The 21,976-nt window shown below is 64.0% G+C and carries 18 protein-coding genes; 14 read left to right on the forward strand and 4 right to left on the reverse strand.

What is annotated here, in order from left to right; genetic code table 11:
- Positions 1–15: 15 nt before the first annotated feature.
- The 6 genes from ptsP (at position 16) to H2509_RS06040 (ending at position 6,859) form a co-directional block, all read left to right on the forward strand.
- Complete coding sequence (gene ptsP / locus H2509_RS06015) at positions 16–1,581, forward strand: phosphoenolpyruvate--protein phosphotransferase (RefSeq protein WP_235974704.1); 1,566 nt, start codon at positions 16–18, stop codon at positions 1,579–1,581.
- Positions 1,582–1,588: 7 nt separating this feature from the next.
- Positions 1,589–2,026, forward strand: coding sequence for a hypothetical protein (locus tag H2509_RS06020; RefSeq protein WP_182163290.1), 438 nt, complete (start codon positions 1,589–1,591; stop codon positions 2,024–2,026).
- Positions 2,027–2,050: 24 nt separating this feature from the next.
- Positions 2,051–3,040, forward strand: a complete 990-nt coding sequence (dhaK, locus tag H2509_RS06025) for a dihydroxyacetone kinase subunit DhaK (RefSeq protein WP_182163292.1) — start codon at positions 2,051–2,053, stop codon at positions 3,038–3,040.
- 150 nt (positions 3,041–3,190) lie between these two features.
- Positions 3,191–3,988, forward strand: coding sequence for a TIM barrel protein (locus H2509_RS06030; protein ID WP_182163805.1), 798 nt, complete (start codon positions 3,191–3,193; stop codon positions 3,986–3,988).
- A gap of 241 nt (positions 3,989–4,229) precedes the next feature.
- A complete protein-coding gene (gene ndk / locus H2509_RS06035) occupies positions 4,230–4,652 on the forward strand; it encodes a nucleoside-diphosphate kinase (protein WP_182163294.1) in 423 nt (140 codons plus the stop codon).
- A gap of 125 nt (positions 4,653–4,777) precedes the next feature.
- Positions 4,778–6,859, forward strand: coding sequence for a molybdopterin-containing oxidoreductase family protein (locus H2509_RS06040; protein ID WP_182163296.1), 2,082 nt, complete (start codon positions 4,778–4,780; stop codon positions 6,857–6,859).
- Positions 6,860–6,861: 2 nt separating this feature from the next.
- Here H2509_RS06040 and H2509_RS06045 read toward each other — a convergent pair whose 3' ends face one another.
- Entirely contained in the window at positions 6,862–7,587 is a 726-nt protein-coding gene (locus H2509_RS06045; RefSeq protein ID WP_182163298.1) for a glutathione S-transferase family protein, read from the reverse strand.
- Between the two features lie 113 nt (positions 7,588–7,700).
- On the opposite strand from H2509_RS06045, the gene H2509_RS06050 reads away from it, so the two are divergent.
- Positions 7,701–8,429 carry a helix-turn-helix transcriptional regulator gene (locus H2509_RS06050; protein WP_182163300.1) on the forward strand — a complete coding sequence of 243 codons (729 nt, stop codon included), beginning with the start codon at positions 7,701–7,703 and terminating at the stop codon, positions 8,427–8,429.
- On the opposite strand, the gene purN is transcribed toward H2509_RS06050, so the two are convergent.
- Together purN and purM are read right to left on the reverse strand one after the other, a co-directional pair.
- Complete coding sequence (purN, locus tag H2509_RS06055; protein WP_182163302.1) at positions 8,420–9,079, reverse strand: phosphoribosylglycinamide formyltransferase; 660 nt, start codon at positions 9,077–9,079, stop codon at positions 8,420–8,422. The genes H2509_RS06050 and purN overlap by 10 nt on opposite strands.
- Positions 9,080–9,083: 4 nt before the next feature.
- Entirely contained in the window at positions 9,084–10,160 is a 1,077-nt protein-coding gene (gene purM, locus H2509_RS06060) for a phosphoribosylformylglycinamidine cyclo-ligase (RefSeq protein ID WP_182163304.1), read from the reverse strand.
- A gap of 198 nt (positions 10,161–10,358) precedes the next feature.
- Here purM and H2509_RS06065 point away from each other — a divergent pair, with 198 nt between their 5' ends.
- From H2509_RS06065 to H2509_RS06085, 5 genes are all read left to right on the forward strand, one after another.
- A complete protein-coding gene (locus H2509_RS06065; protein WP_182163306.1) occupies positions 10,359–10,952 on the forward strand; it encodes a CDP-alcohol phosphatidyltransferase family protein in 594 nt (197 codons plus the stop codon).
- The gene (locus H2509_RS06070) at positions 10,949–12,037 is read left to right on the forward strand and encodes an AI-2E family transporter (protein ID WP_182163308.1); all 1,089 of its coding nucleotides are present in this window, start codon (positions 10,949–10,951) and stop codon (positions 12,035–12,037) included. The genes H2509_RS06065 and H2509_RS06070 overlap by 4 nt, the downstream gene beginning before the upstream one ends.
- Positions 12,030–12,719 (forward strand): HdaA/DnaA family protein, encoded by a 690-nt coding sequence (locus H2509_RS06075; protein ID WP_182163310.1) that lies wholly within the window; start codon positions 12,030–12,032, stop codon positions 12,717–12,719. Before H2509_RS06070 ends, H2509_RS06075 begins: the two co-directional genes overlap by 8 nt.
- Before the next feature lie 235 nt (positions 12,720–12,954).
- Entirely contained in the window at positions 12,955–15,066 is a 2,112-nt protein-coding gene (locus H2509_RS06080) for an RNA degradosome polyphosphate kinase (protein ID WP_235974756.1), read from the forward strand.
- The gene (locus tag H2509_RS06085) at positions 15,059–16,588 is read left to right on the forward strand and encodes a Ppx/GppA family phosphatase (protein ID WP_182163314.1); all 1,530 of its coding nucleotides are present in this window, start codon (positions 15,059–15,061) and stop codon (positions 16,586–16,588) included. Before H2509_RS06080 ends, H2509_RS06085 begins: the two co-directional genes overlap by 8 nt.
- Before the next feature lie 16 nt (positions 16,589–16,604).
- Here H2509_RS06085 and rnd read toward each other — a convergent pair whose 3' ends face one another.
- Positions 16,605–17,828 (reverse strand): ribonuclease D, encoded by a 1,224-nt coding sequence (rnd, locus tag H2509_RS06090; protein WP_182163316.1) that lies wholly within the window; start codon positions 17,826–17,828, stop codon positions 16,605–16,607.
- A gap of 373 nt (positions 17,829–18,201) precedes the next feature.
- On the opposite strand from rnd, the gene aspS reads away from it, so the two are divergent.
- Positions 18,202–19,986 carry an aspartate--tRNA ligase gene (aspS, locus tag H2509_RS06095; RefSeq protein WP_182163318.1) on the forward strand — a complete coding sequence of 595 codons (1,785 nt, stop codon included), beginning with the start codon at positions 18,202–18,204 and terminating at the stop codon, positions 19,984–19,986.
- 304 nt (positions 19,987–20,290) lie between these two features.
- On the forward strand, positions 20,291–21,970 hold the full coding sequence (locus H2509_RS06100) for an ABC transporter ATP-binding protein (RefSeq protein ID WP_182163807.1): 1,680 nt from the start codon (positions 20,291–20,293) through the stop codon (positions 21,968–21,970).
- Positions 21,971–21,976: the final 6 nt, after the last annotated feature.

Consider the following 21,976-nt stretch of genomic DNA (forward strand, 5'->3'; position numbering starts at 1 on the left):
GAACATCTTCGCGGAATGCCGGCGTCGCCTGGGCTGGCCGACGGGCCGATTTTCGTGCTCGCGGAAATGTTCGCGGATGAAAGAGCGGCCGGTACGCCGGAGGATGAGCGTGCGGCACTGAAAGGGGCGATCGCGGAGGCCTCCACCGGGATCGCCGACCTGATGGGGCAGTCGGGGGAAGAGGGCGCGGCGATCCTGGAGTTCCAGCTTGCCATGCTGGAGGACGATGCCCTCGCCGAGCCGGCCTACGAGATGATCGCAGCCGGCGCTTCGGCGCTCGCTGGTTGGCGCGCCGCCATGGATGCCCAGATCACGGGTTTCGAGACAGCCGATGACGACTATTTCCGGGCGCGGGCGGCCGATCTTGCCGATATCCGCGACCGGGTTACGGCAATCCTGACAGGCAGTGCCGCGCAAACCGTGCCGCCGGGCAGCGTTGTGGCGGGGGAGGACATCACGCCGAGCCGTTTCCTGCAGACGGACTGGTCGCGAGGCGGGGCGATCGTGCTGGGAGACGGGAGCCCGTCGAGCCATGTGGCGATCCTGGCGCGGGCGCGGGGCGTGCCGATGGTGACGGGGATCGGCAAGGCGGATTTCGCAAGTCACCGGCGCGCGCTCGTCGACGGTGGCACGGGAAATGTGGTGTTGAGCCCGGACGGCGAGGCGGAGGCCCGCTATCGCGAGCGCTGCCGGATCGATGCTGCTCAGCGCCATCTCGCCGAGGCGCATCTCCTGAAGCCTGCCGTCCTTGCCGACGGCGAGCGCGTGCAGGTGATGGTCAACATTGCTGCGCCCGAGGACGTGGATGCGATCGACATCGCCAGTTGCGACGGCGTCGGCCTGATGCGCAGCGAATTCCTGTTTCACGGCGAAACCGCTCTGCCGGATGAAAAGGCGCAGTACCTTGCCTACCGCAAGGTTCTTGAGTGGGCGTCCGGCAAGCCGGTGACGATCCGCACGCTTGATGCCGGCGGTGACAAGCCGGTGCAGGGGTTGACGGTGGAAGAGGCCAATCCGTTTCTGGGCCTGCGCGGCATCCGTCTGTCGCTCACGCGCCCTGACGTTTTCAAAAGCCAGCTTCGCGCCCTGGCGCGGGCCGCCGTGTACGGCGATCTCAAGGTCATGCTGCCGATGGTCACTGTACCGGAAGAGATTGACGAGGCCGCGCGCCTGCTCGACGGGTGCCTGGCAGAGCTCATCGGCGAGGGTGTGCCTGCGAAGCGGCCGCAGCTTGGCATCATGATCGAGGTTCCGGCTGTCGCGATCCTGCCCGAGCGCTTCGCCAGGGCGGCGTTCTTCTCCATTGGCTCCAACGACCTGAGCCAGTATGTGACCGCGGCTGCGCGCGATTCCAGCGCCGTTGCGCGGCTGAACACTGCGGGAGATCCCGCGGTGCTGCATCTGATCGCCCATGTGGCCGGCGAGGCAAAGCGGCTCGGCATACCCTTGAGCCTTTGCGGCGATGCGGGCAGTGATCCGGTCTTGCTGCCGGCGCTGCTTTCCGCCGGCCTTCGCACCCTTTCCGTTGCGCCGACGGCCCTTGGTCGCGTGAAGAGTGCGATCAGTCAAATCAGGCCTTGAGAGGCAAATGGGCAAGCGACATGAACAAGCGCCGGCCGATCCGGCGCAACTGGTGGCGGACTACAAGACGGTTCTGCAAAGGGTGCTGGACCGCCGCCCTTCCGGCACGCGCCAGCGCATTGCCTCGACGCTCGGCAAGAACCGCAGTTTCGTCACCCAGATCTGCAATCCGGGCTATCCGACGCCAATCCCTGCGGCTCATCTCGAGCAGATCATGGAGATCTGTCACTTTTCCGCTGTCGAGCGGCAGCAATTCCTCACGGCTTATGACGCAGCCCATCCGGGCCGGTTGCCGCTGCACGAGAAGAAGACGCGGCTGCGGGTTCACACGGTCTACCTGCCCGACCTGGGCGACGAGGCGAAGAACCGGAAGCTCGACGCGCTGGTGGGCGATTTCCTCCAGCGGCTCGGCGATATCCTCGACGACGAAGCGGGACAGGACTGACGCATCTACAACGAGGGGAGCAGGATGAAGAAGCTGATCAATTCCGTGGACACGGTGCTGAGCGACAGTCTTGCCGGATTTTGCGCCGCGCATGCCGACATCCTGACCCCGGGCGGGGATTTCAAATTTGTCCGGCGACGGGAGCTCAAGCCCGGCAAGGTGGCGCTGATTTCCGGCGGCGGGTCCGGCCACGAGCCGCTGCATGCCGGCCTGGTGGGGCGCGGCATGCTGGATGCCGCCTGTCCGGGTCAGATCTTCACCTCGCCGACGCCGGACCAGATGCTGGCGGCGGCCGAAGCCGTCGACACCGGCGCCGGCGTGCTGCTGATCGTGAAGAACTACGAAGGCGACGTCATGAATTTCGACATGGCGTCGGAAATGAGTTCCGGTTCGGTTGCCAGCGTCATCACCAACGACGATGTCGCGGTGGAAGATTCCCTTTACACGACCGGCCGGCGCGGCGTGGCCGGGACGCTCGTGGTGGAGAAGATCGTCGGTGCCGCTGCAGAAGAGGGCGGCGACCTGGCATCCCTGAAGGCGCTTGGAGAGCGGGTGAACGGCGCGACGCGGTCGATGGGCGTGGCGCTGACGAGCTGCACGGTGCCGGCGGCCGGCAAGCCGATGTTCGAGATCGGTGACGACGAGATGGAAATGGGGGTCGGCATCCACGGCGAACCGGGGCGGCGCAGGGTGAAGCTGGCGTCGGCCGACAAGATCGCCGAGGAAATGATCGCCGCGATCGTCAATGATTTCGGCGAGCGCCCGAAAGGCGATGTCCTGTTGTTCGTCAATGGATTCGGCGCCACTCCTGCGATGGAACTTTATCTGATGTACGATTCCGCGGCGCGCGAATTGCAGAAGCACGGCATTCGTATCGCGCGTTCACTCGTCGGCTCCTACGTGACTTCCCTCGATATGGCGGGCTGCTCGCTGACGGTCACTTTCCTCGATGAGGAAATGCTGCGGCTCTGGGACGCGCCCGTGCATACGGCGGCCCTTCGCTGGGGATGCTGAAAAACGCCCGGCCATAGCTTTGCCGGATAAGTTAATTGACGCCGCCTCGGAAGCCTGCCTGTCTTGGTGCAACTGAAGTCGGCTTGCGATCCGGAGAGTGACGTGGTGACTGGCAATATTGCCGCGGCGGGAAGGTTCTCGCTCAATCATATGTGCGTGCCGGGATTCGGGTTCCCGGAATTCATGGACCTCGCTGTCCTGCTCGGCGTGGTCGCCGTCGAAATCCGCAACGACCTGGAAGGTGGGGCGCATATCGACGGCATCCTGCCCGCGACGCTGCGGTCCGCCGCAGCTGTCAGGGGCCTGCGGATCGCCTCGATCAATGCGTTGCAGCGCTTCAATCGATGGGACGCTGTGCGGGCCGACGAGGCGAAGGCGCTTGCAGGTTACGCCGCCGAATGCGGCGCCGAGGCGCTGGTTCTGGTGCCGACCAATGACGGGACAGGCCTCGGCATGGAAGAGCGCCGCAAGGCTCTGCGTCTCGCGCTGGAACGGCTCGACCCCATCCTTGAAGATGCCGGCATTATCGGACTGGTGGAGCCGCTCGGCTTTGCAAGCTGCTCGCTGCGCTCGAAAACCGAAGCGGTGGAGGCAATCCGCGAACTGGGGATGGGTGCGCGTTTCCAGCTCGTGCACGACACGTTTCACCATCATCTGGCGGGAGAGGCCGCACTCTTTCCGCAGGAAACCGGACTGGTTCATATTTCGGGCGTAGTGGATGGCGGGCTTGCCGTCGACGGCATGCGGGACGAGCACCGGGTGCTGGTCGATGAGGATGACCGGCTCGACAGTATCGGCCAGATCGGTGCCTTGCTGGCCTCTGGCCTCGATGTCCCGCTGTCTTTCGAACCGTTCGCTCCGTCCGTGCACGATCTCGCCGATCCGCGCAGGGAGATCTCCCGGTCGATCGCCTTCATCGAGGCGGGCCTAGCGGCGCGGGCGGCCTGAGGCGAAGCGGCTCTTGCGGACGGGAGGGTGCGAGGCTATACCCTGCGCGCAACCGGACACGCCCCCGACGACCGGCCCGACGGGTCCACGCAGGGATGTCATCCGGGATCGATAGATTCAGGACAGCCGGCTGCCGCGGACGAACGCAATCGCAGCCGGCCTGTCTTTATCGGCCACCCAATCTCAAGGCCTGCGCCGGCTGTCGCCGCGCGGCCGAGCAGCAGGAAGACGGAACGAAACCATGGCGATTGAACGCACCTTTTCGATGATCAAGCCGGATGCCACCAAGCGCAACCTCACCGGCGCCATCACGGCGAAGCTGGAGGCCGCCGGCCTGCGCGTTGTCGCATCCAAGCGCGTGTGGATGTCGCGCCGCGAAGCCGAAGGTTTCTACGCGGTGCACAAGGAACGTCCCTTCTTCGGCGAGCTGGTCGACTTCATGTCCTCCGGCCCGACGGTCGTACAGGTGCTGGAAGGCGAGAACGCCATCGCCAGGAACCGCGAAGTGATGGGCGCGACCAATCCGGCCCAGGCCGAGGAAGGCACGATCCGCAAGGAATTCGCCCTGTCCATCGGCGAAAACTCGGTTCATGGCTCCGACGCTGCGGAAACCGCCGCTCAGGAAATCGCCTACTGGTTCTCGGAGACCGAGATCGTCGGCTGATCTGCGGAATTTCAGAGGCGAGCCTTCCGAAAGCCGGCCTTGTGCCGGCTTTCGTGTTTTCGGCTACCCTTGACAGCGGCAGGGGCGAGGCCGAGAAACGAGCATCCTCCACTTGCGAGCACGCCATGAACGCACCAGTGATCCGCCATTCCGCCTGCCCACACGATTGCCCGTCGACCTGCGCGCTGGACGTGGAGGTGCTGGAGGACGGCCGGATCGGGCGAGTGCGCGGTTCGAGCGACAATCTCTATACGGCCGGCGTCATCTGCGCGAAGGTCGCCCGCTATGCCGAGCGGCTCTACCATCCCGACCGGGTGCTCCATCCGCTGAAGCGGGTGGGCAGGAAGGGTGAGGGGCGTTTCGAGCGGGTGTCCTGGGACGAGGCGCTGGATATCGTCGCGAAGAAATTTCTGGAAGCGGAAGAGCGCCACGGCGCCCAGTCGGTCTGGCCCTATCATTTCGCCGGAACCATGGGGCTGGTGCAGCGCGACTCCCTGCAGCGGTTGCGCCATGCCAAGGGCTATTCGCGCGAATTCGAGACGATCTGCACCAACATGGCCTGGACGGGCTTCATCGCCGGCACCGGTCGGCTGGCGGGTCCCGATCCTCGTGAGATTGCGGTTTCCGACCAGGTGGTGATCTGGGGCACGAACCCGGTCAACACGCAGGTCAACGTGATGACGCATGCGATCACCGCCCGCAAGACGCGGGGCGCGAAGATCATCGTCGTCGATGTCTATCCGACCGACACGCTGAAGCAGGCGGATCTGGGCCTGGTGCTCAAGCCGGGCACCGACGCGGCACTTGCCTGTGCGGTGATGCATGTGCTGTTCCGCGACGGCTATGCCGACCGGCTCTATCTGGAGAAATACACCGATTGTCCGGGCGAACTGGAAGCGCATGTGGCGACCCGCACGCCGGAATGGGCGGCAGCGATCACCGGCCTGACTGTCGAGGAGATCGAGACCTTCGCCCGCATGGTGGGTGAAACGAAGCGCACCTTCTTCCGCCTCGGCTACGGCTTCACCCGCTCGCGCAACGGCACCGTTTCCATGCATGCGGCCTCCTGCATTGCGGCAGTGACCGGCGCCTGGCAACTGGAAGGCGGCGGCGCGTTCCACAACAATGGCTGGATCTACAAGCTCGACAAGTCGATGGTGGAAGGTCACGACCTGCGCGATCCCGCGACCCGCCGTCTCGACCAGTGTCTGATCGGCCGCATCCTGACCGGCGACCGCGAGGCCTTGCAGGACGGGCCGCCTGTGACGGCCATGCTGATCCAGAACACCAATCCGGTCTCCGTCGCGCCCGAACAGGCGCTGGTGAAGCAGGGTTTCGCGCGCGAAGACCTCTTCGTCTGCGTGCACGAGCAGTTCATGACCGAGACGGCGTTGATGGCCGATATCGTGCTGCCGGCAACCCAGTTCCTGGAGCATGACGACATCTACAAGGGCGGCGGGCACCAGTATCTGATGTTCGGGCCGAAGCTGACCGAAGCTCCGGGCGAGGCGCGCGAGAACCTCTATGTGCAGAACGAGATCGCCCGGCGTACCGGCGCGCCGGACCATCCCGGCTTCCACATGACGGCACGCGAGCACATCGACTGGATGCTGCGGAAATCGGGCTATGGCACGCTTGAGGAATTCGAGCAAAAGCGCTGGCTCGACCTGCAGCCCGAATTCGAGGACGCCCACTATCTCAACGGTTTCGCCTATCCGGACGGCAAATTCCGCTTCAAGCCGGACTGGGCGCACATCCCGGCCGACAATAACGGCCCGATGGGGCCGTGGGCCGACCTGCCGGCTCTGCCCGACTACTGGCCGGTGATCGAGGAAGCGGACGAGACGCATCCCTTCCGGCTGGCGACGTCGCCGGCGCGCTCCTTCCTGAACACGACGTTCAACGAGACGCGCAGTTCACGCAAGAAGGAGGGCAGGCCCGAGGTGATGATCTCGCCGAAGGATGCCGCGCGTTTCGGCATCGCCGACGGCGACCTGGTGGTGCTTGGCAACAGGCGCGGCACGGTGACGCTGCATGCCCGCTTCACGGACGGGTTGAAGCCCGGCGTGGTCATCGCGGAAGGCATCTGGCCGAACGAGGCCTATCCGGACGGCAACGGCATCAACACGCTGACGGGCGCCGAGCCCGTGGCGCCTTATGGCGGCGCCGCGTTCCACGACACCGCCATCTGGATTCGCAAGGGCTGAAATTATGCCGCTGCGGGCAGGATCGCCTTGTCCTTGAAGACGGCCTCCTCGAAGCGGGCGACATAATCGGCAAGCGGCGGAATGGCGTCTGCGAAAGTGCGGAGCGGCGACGTGAAGGCCGGTTGCAGGATGTTGGCGATCAGCCCGACCAGCGAGGCATCGATTGTCGTCGGCTCGTCACCGAGGAAGAAGGTCTTGTCGTCGAGATAGGCGGCGATGGCCTCGATATCGCGGCGGCCGAATTCGTAGATCGCTTCCGGATCGTGCAGGCCGATGCCCTGGGCGGCGAGCTTCTCCACCACCGACCGGCGGATGTCGAGGAACGCCGGTTCGCGCTGCGCCTCGGGCAGGGCCCCGAGCACGCCGTTGATCATGGTGCCTTCGTTCACCGGATCGACCCAGCGGCTATAGACGACAGTGAAGTAAAGATGTTCCTCGCCCATGCGGCGGAAGGCTTCCGCTACCGCGTATTCATGCGCGTTGAGGTGGCGGTCGGCGTCGAGACCGTGATGACGTTCCAGATGCGCCTGGATCAGGCTGCTGTCGGGAATGACAAGGTCGCCGTCGCGCAGCACCGGTACCTTTCCGCGCGGCGTCAGCGACAGATCGACTATGTATTCCGAGGCATAGGGCTTGCCGGTCATGGCCAGCAGGGCTTCCGCCTTGTAGGAGAAGGAGCTCAGGTTGCGCGTACCCGGGATGGTGGGGAAGGCGATCAGGGTCAGCATCGTCGTATCTCCGTTTGTCCAGATGAAGCCTTGATACGCCCCGCCTGCTGACAGCATAGTGTCAGCATGATATCGGCCATCAGACAGTTGAGCGCGCAGCGTCAGGAGGGATGATGCGGAGAGCAGACAGGCTGTTGCAGATCATCCAGATCCTGCGGCGCGAGCGCGCGCCCGTGAGCGGCGGGGCGATTGCCGGCGAGCTGGAAGTGTCCCTCCGCACTGTCTATCGCGACATGGTGGCGCTGGAGGCGAGCGGCGTGCCGATACGGGGCGAAGCCGGCGTGGGCTATGTGCTGGAGGCGGGATTCGACCTGCCGCCGTTGATGTTCAGCACCGACGAGCTGGAAGCGGTGATGCTGGGCCTGCGCATGGTGGAAGGCCGGGGCGACGCCGTCTTGTCGCGCGCGGCACGGGATACGGTCGCCAAGATCGCTGCCGTGCTGCCGGGTTCGCTGAAGGACGAGTTCATCGAGGTGCCGCTGTTTGCGCCGGTCTACGAGCCGTTTCCGCGCGAGCATATCGAACTGCCCGAACTGCGCGCCGCTCTGCGAGCGGGGCAGGTGGTGGAGATCACATATCAGGTACCGGGGCGTCCGGCCGAGCGGCGTTCCATCTGGCCCTGCGTGCTCGGCTTCTTCCAGCAGTCGCGGGTGCTGGGTGCATGGTGCGAGTTGAGACAGGATTTCCGCAATTTTCGCACCGACCGCATCCTGGATATGACCGTCACGGAGCGGATGATCCCGAAGCCGCGGCGCCAGCTTTTCGCCGAATGGCGTCGGCATCAACAGGCCGAAATGGAAAGATGCGAGGCGGAGCAGGCGATCGTGGGCGGTCAGGCCTGAGGAGAAATCAGGGCTTCGGCTGTCGCTTCCGACACCTCGCCGTCGAGAAACACGCGCATGCCATCGACGCGAACCCTGCCGGAGGCAACGAGGGCGAGCGCCTGCGGATAGATGCGGTGTTCGACGGCGAGCACTCGCGCTGCAAGGGCGGCTTCGTCGTCACCGTCCAGAACCGGAATCGCGCCCTGCACGATGATCGGGCCGGCATCCATTTCCGCCCGCACGAAATGGACCGTGGCGCCGTGGATGCGGCAGCCTTCCGCGAGGGCGCGAGCGTGGGTGTCGAGGCCCTTGAAGGAGGGAAGCAGGGCCGGATGGATGTTGATCAGCCGGTCGTTCCAGCGGTTCACGAACCAGGGCGTCAGCAGGCGCATGAAGCCGGCCAGACAGACAATCTCGATGCCCGCCTCCCGCAGTCTGGCGTCGAGTTCTTCCTCGAAGACCTGCCGTGAGCCCTTGCCCTTGTGATCGACGACGGCGGTCGGCACACCGGCTTGCGCGGCACGTTTAAGGCCGCCGGCATCGGGGCGATTGGAAACGACAAGCGCGATTTCCGCCGGGTAGTCCGGCCTGGCGGCGGCCTCCAGCAGGCTCGCCATGTTGCTGCCACGGCCGGAAATGAGCACCGCGACGCGGCTGCGCTGGCCCATTGCTTCAGATCTCCAGCGCGCCGTCGAAGACTACCGTTGCGCCGGTGCGTGCCTCGATACGGCCAAGTTCGGCGACGGTCTCGCCTTCCGTCTCAAGCACCGCCCGCACGGCCGACGCTTCCTCCTCGGCGACCACCATGACCATGCCGATGCCGCAATTGAAGGTGCGCAGCATTTCGGTTTCGGCAACGCCGCCTTCGCGGGCAAGCCAGCGGAAGACGGGGGGCAGGGAAATCGCACCGAGATCGATGCGTGCCGCCGAGCCTTCGGGAAGCACGCGAGGCAGGTTTTCCGGCAACCCGCCGCCGGTGATATGGGCAAGCGCCTTGATGCCGCCCGTGGCACGCAGCGCCTTCAGCAGGGGTTTGACATAGATGCGGGTCGGCGTCATCAGCACATCGGCCAGCGCCTGGCCGGAGGCGAAGGGCGCTTCCGCCTCGAAGGCAACGCTGGAACGCTCGACGATGCGGCGCACCAGCGAATAGCCGTTGGAATGCACGCCCGAGGAGGCAAGGCCGAGGAGCACGTCGCCCTGCTTCACGTCGCCGCGCGGCAGCAGCCGGTCGCGATTGACGGCGCCGACGGCGAAGCCCGCGAGATCGTAGTCGTCCTTATCGTACATGCCTGGCATCTCGGCCGTCTCGCCGCCGATCAGGGCGCAGCCGGCGATGCGGCAGCCTTCCGCGATCCCCTTGACGACGCTCGCCGCCGTTTCGACATCAAGGGCGCCGCAGGCGTAATAGTCGAGGAAAAACAGGGGTTCGGCGCCTTGAACGATCAGATCGTTGACGCACATGGCGACAAGATCGATGCCGACCGTGTCGTGTCGGCCCGTGTCGATGGCGACTTTCAGCTTGGTGCCGACACCGTCGTTGGCGGCGACCAGGATCGGATCGTCATAACCGGCCGCCTTGAGGTCGAAAAGGCCGCCGAAGCCGCCGATCTCGCTGTCGGCTCCCGGACGCGCCGTCGCCTTCACGAATGGCTTGATCCGCCGCACCAGTTCGTTGCCCGCGTCGATATCCACCCCGACCGCAGCGTAGGTGAGGCCGTTTTGCTGGCCAGGGTTACGATCGCTCATCGCAAGTCTCCAGTTTTCCATGGCCCGCGTCTACAATAGTGCGTGCCGCGAGGGCAAGCGGAAGCGTGCGGGAACGTGCCATATATCGTTTGCGACCGGCCGTTATCGGAGCCGCCGGGCAATGCCGACAATTGTATCGCGCCGCCGTTGCGCTATGACAGGAAACAGCTTCCCGCCGATCCAGCTTCGGGGAAATCCGTGACGCTGCCCAATTTCATTACCCTTGCGCGCCTCATCGCCGTGCCGTTCTTCGTGTGGCTGGTGATCGACGAACGGCCGGCGACAGCCTTCTGGGTGTTCCTGGCAGCCGGACTGTCGGACGCTGCCGACGGCTATATCGCCCGCCGCTACGATCTCGGCAGCGAGATCGGCGCCTATCTCGACCCGATCGCCGACAAGGCATTGCTGGTCGCGGCCTTCGTCTCGCTCGGCGTCGCGGGGCTCATTCCGAGCTGGCTGGTGATTGCAGCGGTCGCGCGCGACCTGCTGATCATCGGCGCGGTGGTGTTTTCCTGGATGCTGGATCAGCCGGTGGCGATGCGCCCCCTCTTTGTCAGCAAGGCCAATACGCTGATGCAGATCACGCTGGTCTGCGTGGTTCTGGGGCAACGCGCCTTCGGTGTCAGCGTGGATATCTTGGAAGGACTGCTGGTGTGGGCGACAGGTGCCTTGACGCTCGCTTCCGCGGGTGCCTATCTCATAACCTGGCTCAGGCACATGTCCGGCGATCAAACGAACGTGATCCCCCGGGCGGACGGAAACGCTAAGCGGAGCGGGGGCGAAGAACCGTGACCTTGCAGCGTCAGATCTCATTCTGGCTCGTCGCGCTCGCGGCCTTTATAGCCTTTCTCTATATTTTCAGTCCGATCCTGCTGCCCTTCGTGGCCGGCATGGCGCTGGCCTATCTGCTCGACCCCGTGGCCGACAGGCTGGAAAAGCTGGGGTTTGGCCGACTTGCGGCGACCGTGACGATCCTTGTCCTCTTCGTGATCGTCTTCGTGCTGGCGCTGATCCTGATCCTGCCGATCCTCGGCGGACAGCTCACGGGTTTCATTGCCAATCTGCCCGGCCTGATCGGCAAGTTGCAGCACATCCTCACCGAGCTGATCGGAGACCGGCTGCCTTCGGTCACAGGCGTGAGCGTCAAGGACCTTCAGGCCAATCTCGGCAATATCCTGGGGCAGGGGGCGAGCTGGCTTGGCGGGCTGCTGCGCTCTCTGTGGAGCGGCGGACAGGCGATCCTGTCGATCGTCTCGCTGTTCATCGTCACCCCGGTCGTGGCCTTTTACCTGCTGCTCGACTGGGACCGGATGATCGCCAATATCGATGCCTGGCTGCCCAGGGACCATCGGGAAACGATCTGCAAGCTCGCGGGGGAGATGAACCTGGCGGTGGCGGGTTTCGTGCGCGGCCAGGTGAGCGTCTGCCTCATCCTTGGTACTTTCTATGCCGTCGGACTGGCACTCGTTGGCCTCAATTTCGGCCTGCTGATCGGCCTCGGCGCAGGCGTGATCAGCTTCATTCCCTATGTTGGTGCGACGGTTGGTCTGGTGGTGTCGCTGGGTGTCGCCGTCGTTCAGTTCTGGCCTGACTGGCATTGGATCCTGGCGGTACTGGTGGTCTTCGGGATCGGCCAGTTCCTTGAGGGCAACGTCCTGCAGCCGCGGCTCGTCGGCCGCAGCGTCGGCCTGCACCCCGTCTGGCTGATGTTCGCGCTGTTCGCCTTCGGTTACCTGTTCGGCTTCGTCGGCCTGCTCATTGCGGTGCCTGCCGCGGCGATGGTCGGCGTGCTGGCCCGTTTTTCCCTGGCGCGGTATCTGGCAAGCCGGCTCTATACTGGTACCGAGCCAAGAATAGATGGTGCGAACGATGCCTGATCCCGTCGGCGCCCGGCAATTGCCGCTCGTCCTGCCGCATGAAGCGGCGCTGGGACGGGATGATTTCCTGATCGGCGGCTCCAACCGCGACGCCTTCGCCCTGGTCGACGGCTGGCCGGACTGGCCGTCGCCGGTTGTGGTACTGGCCGGGCCGATCGGCTCCGGCAAGACGCATCTGGTCGAGATCTGGCGCGCGATTTCCGGTGCGGCAATTGTCGATGCGGGCGATCTCGGCAGCGTCGATGTTGCGGCCCTTGCCGCGCAGGGCGCGGTCGCCGTGGAAGATGCCCATCTCGGCTTCGACGAGACCGCGCTGTTCCATCTGCTCAACGCCGCGCGCCAGAGTGGGACAAGCGTGCTGATCACCAGCCGCACCTGGCCGCAGGCCTGGCAGTTGTCGCTGCCCGATCTTGCCTCGCGCCTTCGCGCGGCGACGCCGCTGGAAATTCTCGAACCGGACGACGACCTGCTGCGGCGGGTGCTGGTGAAGCTTTTTTCCGACCGCCAGATCATGGTGGAACCGTCTGTCGTCGATTTCCTGGTCACGCGTATGGAGCGCTCGTTGTTCGCCGCCGGACGGGCAGTGGACTCGCTCGATCGCAAGTCCTTGGCCGAAGGTCGGCGGATCACCCGCCCTCTGGCCGCCCGCTGTCTCGAAAGCGCCGACCCGCAAGCCGAATGACGGTTTCGCCGCGCCCCGGCACGGCCAAGCCCCGTATGGCTAAGGCATGAAAAATCCGTCACATTAAACGGATAAGTACATGGGTTCGGCAAACCGGATCCAGCCTGTGGGGATTGAAATGGACGATACGAGTGAACTGGCCGAGGGCATCGTTCAGGCGGAAGAGGCGGCAACCGACGCAATAGCGCCGCGACTGGATGCGGCCGAAGCGCTGGCCGGCCATCCCGAACGCTTCATGAACCGCGAGCTGTCCTGGCTCCAGTTCAACCTGCGCGTTCTGGAGGAATCCGAAAACGAACACCATCCGCTGCTGGAAAGGCTGCGGTTTCTGTCGATATCGGCCAACAATCTCGACGAGTTCTTCATGGTTCGCGTCGCGGGCCTGCTGGGCCAGCAGCGGCTTGGCGTCGGCACCCGCTCCGATGACGGGCTGACACCGACGGGCCAGCTGGAAAAGATCACCCAGGCCGTGCAGAAGCTGCAGAGCGAGCAGCAACGCTGCTGGCGCGACATGCGTGGACGGCTTGCCGAAGACGGCATCATGATCGTCGACGGGCCGGACTTGTCGGCTGAAGACCGATCATGGCTGGAGGATTATTTCCTCTCCCACATCTTCCCTGTGCTGACGCCGCTTGCCATCGATCCGGCGCATCCCTTCCCGTTCATTCCCAATCTCGGGTTCTCGCTGGTGCTGGAGCTCGCCGCCGCAAAGGGCGGTCGGGGAATGACCGCGCTGCTGCGCATTCCCTCCCAGATCGACCGTTTCGTGCAATTGCCGGCACGCGACGGAGACGACAGGAAGGTGTTCCGCTTCATTACGATCGAGAATGCTATCGGCCTGTTCACGGGCAAGCTCTTCCCGGGCTACGAGGTGCGAGGCAAGGGTGCCTTCAGGGTGATCCGCGATTCCGACCTTGAAATCGAGGAGGAGGCGGAGGATCTGGTGCGCCTGTTCGAGACAGCGTTGAAGCGGCGGCGGCGCGGCTCGGTTATCCGTCTCGAAATCGAGGAGGCGACGCCGGCCGGCCTGCGCGACTTCGTGGCCGAAGCGCTGCATGTCGAAGAGGAGGAATGCTTCCTGGTCGACGGGCTGCTGGCGCTGAACAATCTGTCGCAGCTGGTGGGGATCGATCGGGAGGACCTGAAGTTCCATCCCTTCACGGCGCGCTTTCCCGAGCGCATCCGCGAACATGGCGGCGATTGCTTCTCCGCGATCCAGCAGAAGGACATCGTCGTCCATCACCCCTATGAATCCTTCGACGTCGTGGTGCAGTTCCTGCGTCAGGCGGCGCAGGATCCCGATGTGGTGGCGATCAAGCAGACGCTCTACCGCACCTCCAACGATTCCCCGATCGTGCGCGCGCTCGGGGAAGCCGCGGAAGCCGGAAAATCGGTGACGGCACTGGTGGAGCTTAAGGCGCGTTTCGACGAGGAAGCCAATATTCGCTGGGCGCGCGACCTTGAACGCGCCGGCGTACAGGTAGTCTTTGGCTTCATCGAGCTGAAGACCCATTCGAAGCTTTCCATGGTGGTGCGGCGCGAGCACGGCGAATTGCGCACCTATTGCCATATCGGAACGGGCAACTATCACCCGATCACCGCGCGCATATACACCGACCTGTCCTATTTCACCGCCGACCCGGCGATCGGCCGCGACGTGGCGAAGATCTTCAACTACATCACCGGCTACGCTGAACCCGTCGAACTTGAGCGGCTGTCGATTTCGCCGGTGAAGCTGCGCTCGGACATCCTCAAGCTCATCAAGGACGAGATCGAGCATGCCAGGGCGGGGCGCCCAGCGCAGATCTGGATGAAGATGAACTCGCTGGTCGATCCCGGCATCATCGACGCGCTCTACGAAGCGAGCCAGGAGGGTGTGGAAATCGATCTGGTGGTGCGCGGCATCTGCTGTTTGCGGCCAGGGATTCCGGGCTTTTCCGAGAATATCCGCGCCAAGTCGATCGTGGGTCGATTCCTCGAGCACAGCCGCATCTTCTGCTTCGGCAACGGCCATGGGCTTCCCTCGCCAAAAGCGATTGTCTATATCGGCTCCGCCGATCTGATGCCGCGCAACATCGACCGGCGCGTCGAGGTGCTGGCACCCCTGCTGACACCGACGGTGCATGAGCAGGTGCTTGGGCAGATCATGGTGGCCAACCTGAGGGACAACCAGCAAAGCTGGCGGCTCCTGCCGGACGGCGGCCATGAGCGCGTCAAGCCGAGGAAAGGCGAAGAGCCGTTCAACGCGCATGAGTACTTCATGACGAACCCGTCGCTGTCGGGACGCGGCAAGTCGCTGAAGAGCCATTCGCCGAAATCCTTCGTGGAGCGAAGAAAGCGTGGCTGACGCCAAGAAACGAAAGCCCCTGGTCCGTGGTCGCTTCAACGGCGATGGGCCGATCGCCATCATAGACATCGGTTCGAATTCCATCCGTCTGGTCGTCTACGAGCGCTACGCACGCGCGCCGACCGGGCTTTTCAACGAAAAGGTACTGGCCGGGCTCGGCCGCGGGATCGGTGCGACGGGACGGCTTGCATCCGAGACGGTCACGGTTGCGCTTTCCGCGCTCGCCCGCTTTCGCCGCATCTGCGACCAGTGCGACGTGAAGGAACTGCACGTGCTGGCGACCGCCGCCGTGCGCGATGCCTCAAACGGCGCAGATTTCATCGAGGATGTGGAGGACATCTGCCGGGTGCCGGTGCGCGTCCTGTCCGGCAAGGACGAGGCACGGCTTTCGGCCCTTGGCATTATTTCGGGTATCTGGAAGCCGAACGGCGTGGTCGGCGACCTGGGCGGCGGCAGCCTGGAACTGGTCGAGGTGACAGGCACGGATATAGGCCGCGGGCAGACGCTGCCGCTCGGCGGTATCCGCCTGCAGGAGGATGCCGACGGCAAGCCGGCGAAGGCGCTGAAGATCGCCGACGACATGCTTGCCAATGTCGGTTGGCTGCCGGAATCGGCAGGCAGGGATTTCTATGCGGTCGGCGGCACCTGGCGTTCGCTCGGCCGGCTGCATCTCTTCCAGGAAGGCTATCCGCTGCATGTGATGCACGAATACGACATCGCCACGGACGAGGCGATCGAGTTCTGCCAGATGGTGGCCCGGCGGGATATCGAATCGATCGACAGCATCGAGACCGTTTCCAAGGCACGCCGGCCGCTGCTGCCCTATGGTGCGGCGGTGATGGAGAAGGTTCTGCGGCGAATGAAGCCGAAGCGCGTCGTCATGTCGGCGCTTGGCGTGCGCGAGGGCCTGCTCTTCGATCTGTTGCCGAAGAAGACGCAGCGCCTCGATCCGCTGGTCGATGCGGCGCGCGAGCTGTCCGAACTCAGATCACGCTCTCCCGATTATGCGGAAGAGCTGATCGACTGGACCGGTCAGGTTTTCGAGAAGGTGGGCATCGACGAGACCGATGACGAGAAGCGCCTGCGCCATGCCAGCTGCCTGCTGTCGGATATTGGCTGGCGCGCCCATCCCGACTATCGCGGCGAGCAGAGCCTCAACATCATCTCCAATGCCGGTTTCGTCGGCGTCGACCACGCGGGCCGGGCCTATCTGGCGCTAGCGGTCTATTACCGTCACCAGGGCCTGATCGACGACGCGCTGAGCCCGCGCATCCGCGAATTGGCGAATTCAAGGCTGAAGGAGAGGGCGCGTATCCTCGGCGCGGTGCTGCGCGTCGCTTCGGTGATCAGCGCCTCGGTGGAGGGTATCTTGCCGAATTCAAGCTGGGACGTTGACGGGGATTGCGCGGTGCTGCGCCTGCCGGGCGAACTTGCCATGCTGGATGGCGAGCGCCTGCGCAAGCGTGTCGGCCAGTTCGGCAAGCTCGTCGGCCTGAAGGGGATCGTGCTGCCCCTGCCGTGACAGGGGCGCGGGACGCTTATTCGGCGGCCATTGGAGCCTTTTTGCCGCCCTTGCGGGACTTTCGATGCTCCACATGGCGGATGAGCGGTTCGCCCTGATTGATGACGGCGACCTTGCGTCCGTCGAAGGCGAGCGAGATCTCGCCGCGTTTGAGCTTGAGGGCGGTCTCGCCGAACAGTTCGCGGCGCCACCCCTTGAGCGCATCGACGTCGGCCTCGTCATCGGCGGCGATCTGCTCAAGGTCCTCGACCGTCGCGATCACTTTTGCCGCAACACCCTGATCTTCGCTGACGAGTTTCAACAGAACCTTCAGCAGATCGACTGCAGCGCCCGAACCATCCGGCGCCGGCCGGCCCTTCGGGATGCTGGGCAACTGGTCCTTCGGCAGCGACAGGGCGCGATTGACCGCAGCCAGGATCTCATCGGCCGCACGTGAGCGCTCGAAGCCGCGCGGCATCGTGCGCAGCGATCCGAGGGCGGCCGAATTTCGGGGTTGTTGTGCTGCGATTTCGTAGATCGCATCGTCCTTCAGCACCCTGTTGCGCGGCACGTCGCGGCCCTGGGCCTCCCGCTCGCGCCATGCGGCGACCTCCTGCAGCACGGCGAGTTCGGCGGGTTTGCGCACCCGCAGCTTCAGCCGTTGCCAGGCGCGTTCGGGATCGGTGCGATAGGTCGCTTCCGAGGTCAGCACTTCCATCTCGTCGGCCACCCAGTGCGAGCGGTCCTGTTCGGCCAGGTTGGCTTTGAGGAAGCCGTACACGTCGCGCAGATGGGTGACATCGGCCAGTGCATAGTCAAGCTGCTTGTCGGAAAGCGGGCGGCGCGACCAGTCGGTGAAGCGCGATGACTTGTCGATCCGCGCGCCGGTTATCTTGCCAACGAGTTGGTCGTAGGAGATCGAATCGCCGAAGCCGCACACCATCGCCGCAACCTGGGTATCGAAGACAGGATGCGGGATGAAGCCGCCGAGATGATAGACGATCTCGATGTCCTGCCGCGCCGCGTGGAAGACCTTGATCACGCTCTCGTCGCGCATCAGGGCGAAGAAGGGCGCGAGTTCCAGTTCGCCCGACAGCGCATCCACAATGACGGCCTCCTCGGGCGAGGCCATCTGGATGACGCAAAGCTTCGGCCAGAAGGTCGTTTCCCGAAGGAATTCGGTGTCGACCGTCACAAAGTCATGCTTGGCAAGACGGGTGCAGGCGGCGGTGAGTTCGGCGGTTTTCGTTATGACTTTCATGGTGATCGCGAGATATAGCGCAGCTTCGCCGCTTTGTCGCCACGAAACCGCCAAAGCAATTGCACGATCATCCCAATTGCCTATACCTCCGTCCGGCAGGGCCCAAGCGGTTCCGCGTTGCGAGGCGAGGCGTCGCGAGTGTGACCCGCATCAATGGCGGGGGCGTTCTTTTCGCGCAAATCTTGACTTTGCCGGCGCGGCATGGCTTGTCCACCCGGCGCGCCGCGACGGTGCAACAACGAATTTCCTGCCGGAGGCGGCCGGGCCCGAAAGAAGAGGTCCGGCGGTCTCGGGTGGATCTGAACTCATGTGTTTTCGGGGCCGGCACCAGCCGGGCATCGGTCCCGTCCAGTTATCCGGTGTCGAGGTCAATATGCATCGCTATCGCAGTCACACTTGCGGAGAATTGCGGGAAAGCCACGTTGGCGAAACGGCCCGCCTGTCGGGCTGGGTGCACCGCGTGCGCGATCATGGCGGTCTGCTCTTCATCGACCTGCGCGATCACTATGGCGTGACGCAATGCGTGGTCGATCCGGATTCTGCGGCCTTCGCGGCCGCCGAAAAAGTGCGTGCCGAATGGTGCGTGCGAATCGACGGCGAGGTGAAGAAGCGCTCGGACGAGACGATCAATCCGAACCTGCCAACCGGCGCGATCGAGCTTTTCATCCGCGATATCGAGGTGCTGGGCGCTTCGAAGGAGCTCCCGCTGCCGGTGTTCGGCGAGCCGGATTATCCCGAGGACGTGCGCCTGACCTATCGTTTCCTCGATCTACGGCGAGAGACTTTGCACCGCAACATCATGACGCGCACCAAGGTGATCGCCTCGATCCGCCGCCGCATGATGGAAGCCGGCTTCAACGAGTTCCAGACGCCGATCCTGACGGCCTCCTCGCCGGAGGGCGCGCGCGACTTCCTGGTGCCCTCGCGCATTCATCCTGGCAAGTTCTACGCGCTGCCGCAGGCGCCCCAGCAGTTCAAGCAGCTGCTGATGATGTCCGGCTTCGACCGCTACTTCCAGGTCGCTCCCTGCTTCCGCGATGAAGACCCGCGCGCCGATCGCCTGCCGGGCGAGTTCTACCAGCTCGACCTGGAAATGAGCTTCGTCGAACAGGAGGACGTGTTCCAGGCCATGGAACCGGTCTTGCGCAACCTGTTCGTGGAATTCGCCGCGGGTAAACCGGTGACCGAGCAGTTGCCGCGCATTCCCTACGCAGAAGCGTTGCGAAAATACGGCACCGACAAACCGGATTTGCGTAATCCTATCGTCATGCAGGACGTCAGCGAGCATTTCGCGGGATCGGGCTTCAAGATCTTCGCCCGCATGCTGGAAGACGGCAGCGGCAACGAGGTTTGGGCCGTGCCCGCGCCGAAAGGCGGCAGCCGCGCGTTCTGCGACCGGATGAATTCCTGGGCGCAGAGCGAAGGGCAGCCGGGTCTCGGTTATATTTTCTGGCGCAAGGAAGGCGATGTGCTGGAAGGCGCCGGCCCGATCGCCAAGAATATTGGCCCGGAGCGAACGGACGCGATCCGCCGCCAGCTCGGTCTCGATGATGGCGATGCCGTGTTTTTCATCGCCGGCGACCCCAGGAAATTCTTCGATTTCGCAGGCAAGGCGCGCACCAAGGCGGGCGAGGATCTCGACCTGGTCGACCGCGACCGTTTCGAGCTGGCCTGGATCGTCGACTTTCCGATGTACGAGTGGGACGAGGACGAGAAAAAGATCGAGTTCTCGCACAATCCCTTCTCTATGCCACAGGGCGGTCTGGAAGGGCTGGAGACGGTCGATCCTCTGAAACTCAATGCCTATCAGTACGATATGGTCTGCAATGGTTTCGAGATCGCCTCGGGCGCTATCCGTAACCACAAGCCGGAAATCATGAAGAAGGCCTTTGCGATTGCCGGCTACGACGAGGCGGTGCTGGAAGAAAAGTTTGGCGGCATGTATCGCGCGTTCCAATATGGCGCCCCTCCGCATGGCGGCATGGCGGCGGGTATCGATCGCATCGTGATGCTTGTGGTCGGTGCCAAGAACCTGCGCGAAGTGACGCTCTTCCCGATGAACCAGCAGGCCAATGACCTGCTGATGGGTGCGCCTTCCGAAGCAACGCCCAAGCAGCTCCGCGAGTTGCATATCCGTCTCAATCTGCCGGAAAGCTGAGGCGAATTCTCACTCGGCAATTGCGCGGGAAGCGAAAAACGCGATAAGGGCGACTGTCAGCGAATGGCAGTCGCCCTTTTTCTAGAGCGCTTTCGTGGCAGGAAACCGCTCCAGGATCAATCTCTTGAGCATATCCTTGCAGCCAAGTCCGATACAGATTTGACGGGATTTGCTCCAGGCGACGGTGCGGGGTAATGCGGTGTTGAAACGACTGGAGAATTGGCTCTTTGGCGATGCCGACAGCGCGCTCGCCCTAATCCGCCGGCTCGTCCAGGAGAATGCGCGCGCCTATCTTCGCCAGTACATGCTGGCCTTTTTCTTCATGGGGCTGGTAGCCACCTCGACCGCGGCCAGCGCCTGGATCATGAAGGACGTCATCAACGAGGTCTTCATCGATCGCGACAAAACCAAGGTCTATGCGATCGCACTTGCCGTGTTGGTGATCTTCGCCGTGAAGGGCGGCGCGACCTACGGCCAGATGATCGTGATGAGCCGGATCGGCAACAATATCGTTGCCTCCGCCCAACGCCGCCTTTTCGACCGCATCACGCATCAAAGCCTGGCCTTCTTCGATCGCATGCCGCTTGGCGATCTCGGTACCAGAATCTCGCACAACACCAATGCCGCGCGCGCGGCACTTGAAATGGTCATCACCAGCATCGGGCGCGACCTGCTGACGGTGATCGGGCTCATCGCGGTCATGGTGGTGCAGGACCCGGTGATGAGCCTGATCGCCTTCGTCATCATGCCGCCGGCGATCATCGCAGTGTCGGCGCTCGTGCGTCGCGTTCGGCGGATCGCCAAGTCGCAGTTCGTCTCGCTGTCGCAGATCCTGTCGATCATGCAGGAAACGGCCATCGGCATCCGGATCGTCAAGGCTTTTTCCGCGGAAGAATGGTTGCGTCAACGCATGAACGCCGCGGTCGACGACGTGGAGCGGCAGGCCAACAAGATCGCCCGGCTCACGGCAAGGACCTCGCCGATCATGGAGACGCTCGGCGGCTTCGCGATTGCCGGTATCATTCTCTACGGCGGCTACAGCGTCATCGAGATGGGGCGTGATCCTGGCGGTTTCTTCGCCTTCATCACCGCGCTGTTGCTTGCCTACGATCCCGCGAAACGCCTTGCACGGCTCAATGTCAATCTTGGCAATTCGCTCGTCGGCGTGCGCCTGATGTACGATCTGCTCGACCGCCCGATCGTGCTGGGCGACAAGGCGGGCGCGCACGACCTCCCCAAGGGCCCGGGCGAGGTGAGCCTCAAGGATGTAAGGTTCCAGTATGGCGAGGCGCCGGCGCTGAACGGTGTGAGCTTCACTGCCAGGGCCGGCAATGTCACGGCTCTGGTCGGCCCCTCGGGGGCGGGCAAGTCGACGATCTTTTCGCTGCTTGAGCGCTTCTACGATGTCGCCTCGGGCCGGATCGAGATCGACGGCAACGACATCCGCGACCTGACGCTCGCGTCTCTGCGCGGCAACCTGGCGCTCGTATCGCAGGATACGTTCCTGTTCGACCTGTCGGTGAGGGAGAACATCGCACTCGGCCGGCCGGGTGCCAGCGATGCGGAAATCGTCGAAGCCGCCAGGGCAGCCAACGCGCATGATTTCATCATGGCGATGCCGGAAGGCTACGAGACATCGGTCGGTGAGGGCGGCAACAGGTTGTCAGGCGGCCAGCGTCAGCGCATTGCCATTGCGCGGGCGATGCTGAAGGACGCTCGCATCCTCCTGCTGGACGAGGCGACGTCGGCACTCGACTCGGAATCGGAGGCCAAGATCCAGACGGCTCTCGAGCGTCTGATGCAGGGGCGCACGACACTCGTCATTGCGCACCGGCTCTCAACGGTGCGTGACGCGAACCGCATTCTCGTCTTCGACAAGGGGATGCTGGTCGAGGAGGGAAGCCACCACGAACTCTTCGCCCGTGACGGCCTTTATCGTCGCCTCTGCGACTTGCAGTTCCGCGAGCCGGACGCGGCCGCATAGAGCCGC

Source organism: Stappia albiluteola, assembly GCF_014050225.1.
GTDB classification, from domain to species: Bacteria; Pseudomonadota; Alphaproteobacteria; order Rhizobiales; family Stappiaceae; genus Hongsoonwoonella; species Hongsoonwoonella albiluteola.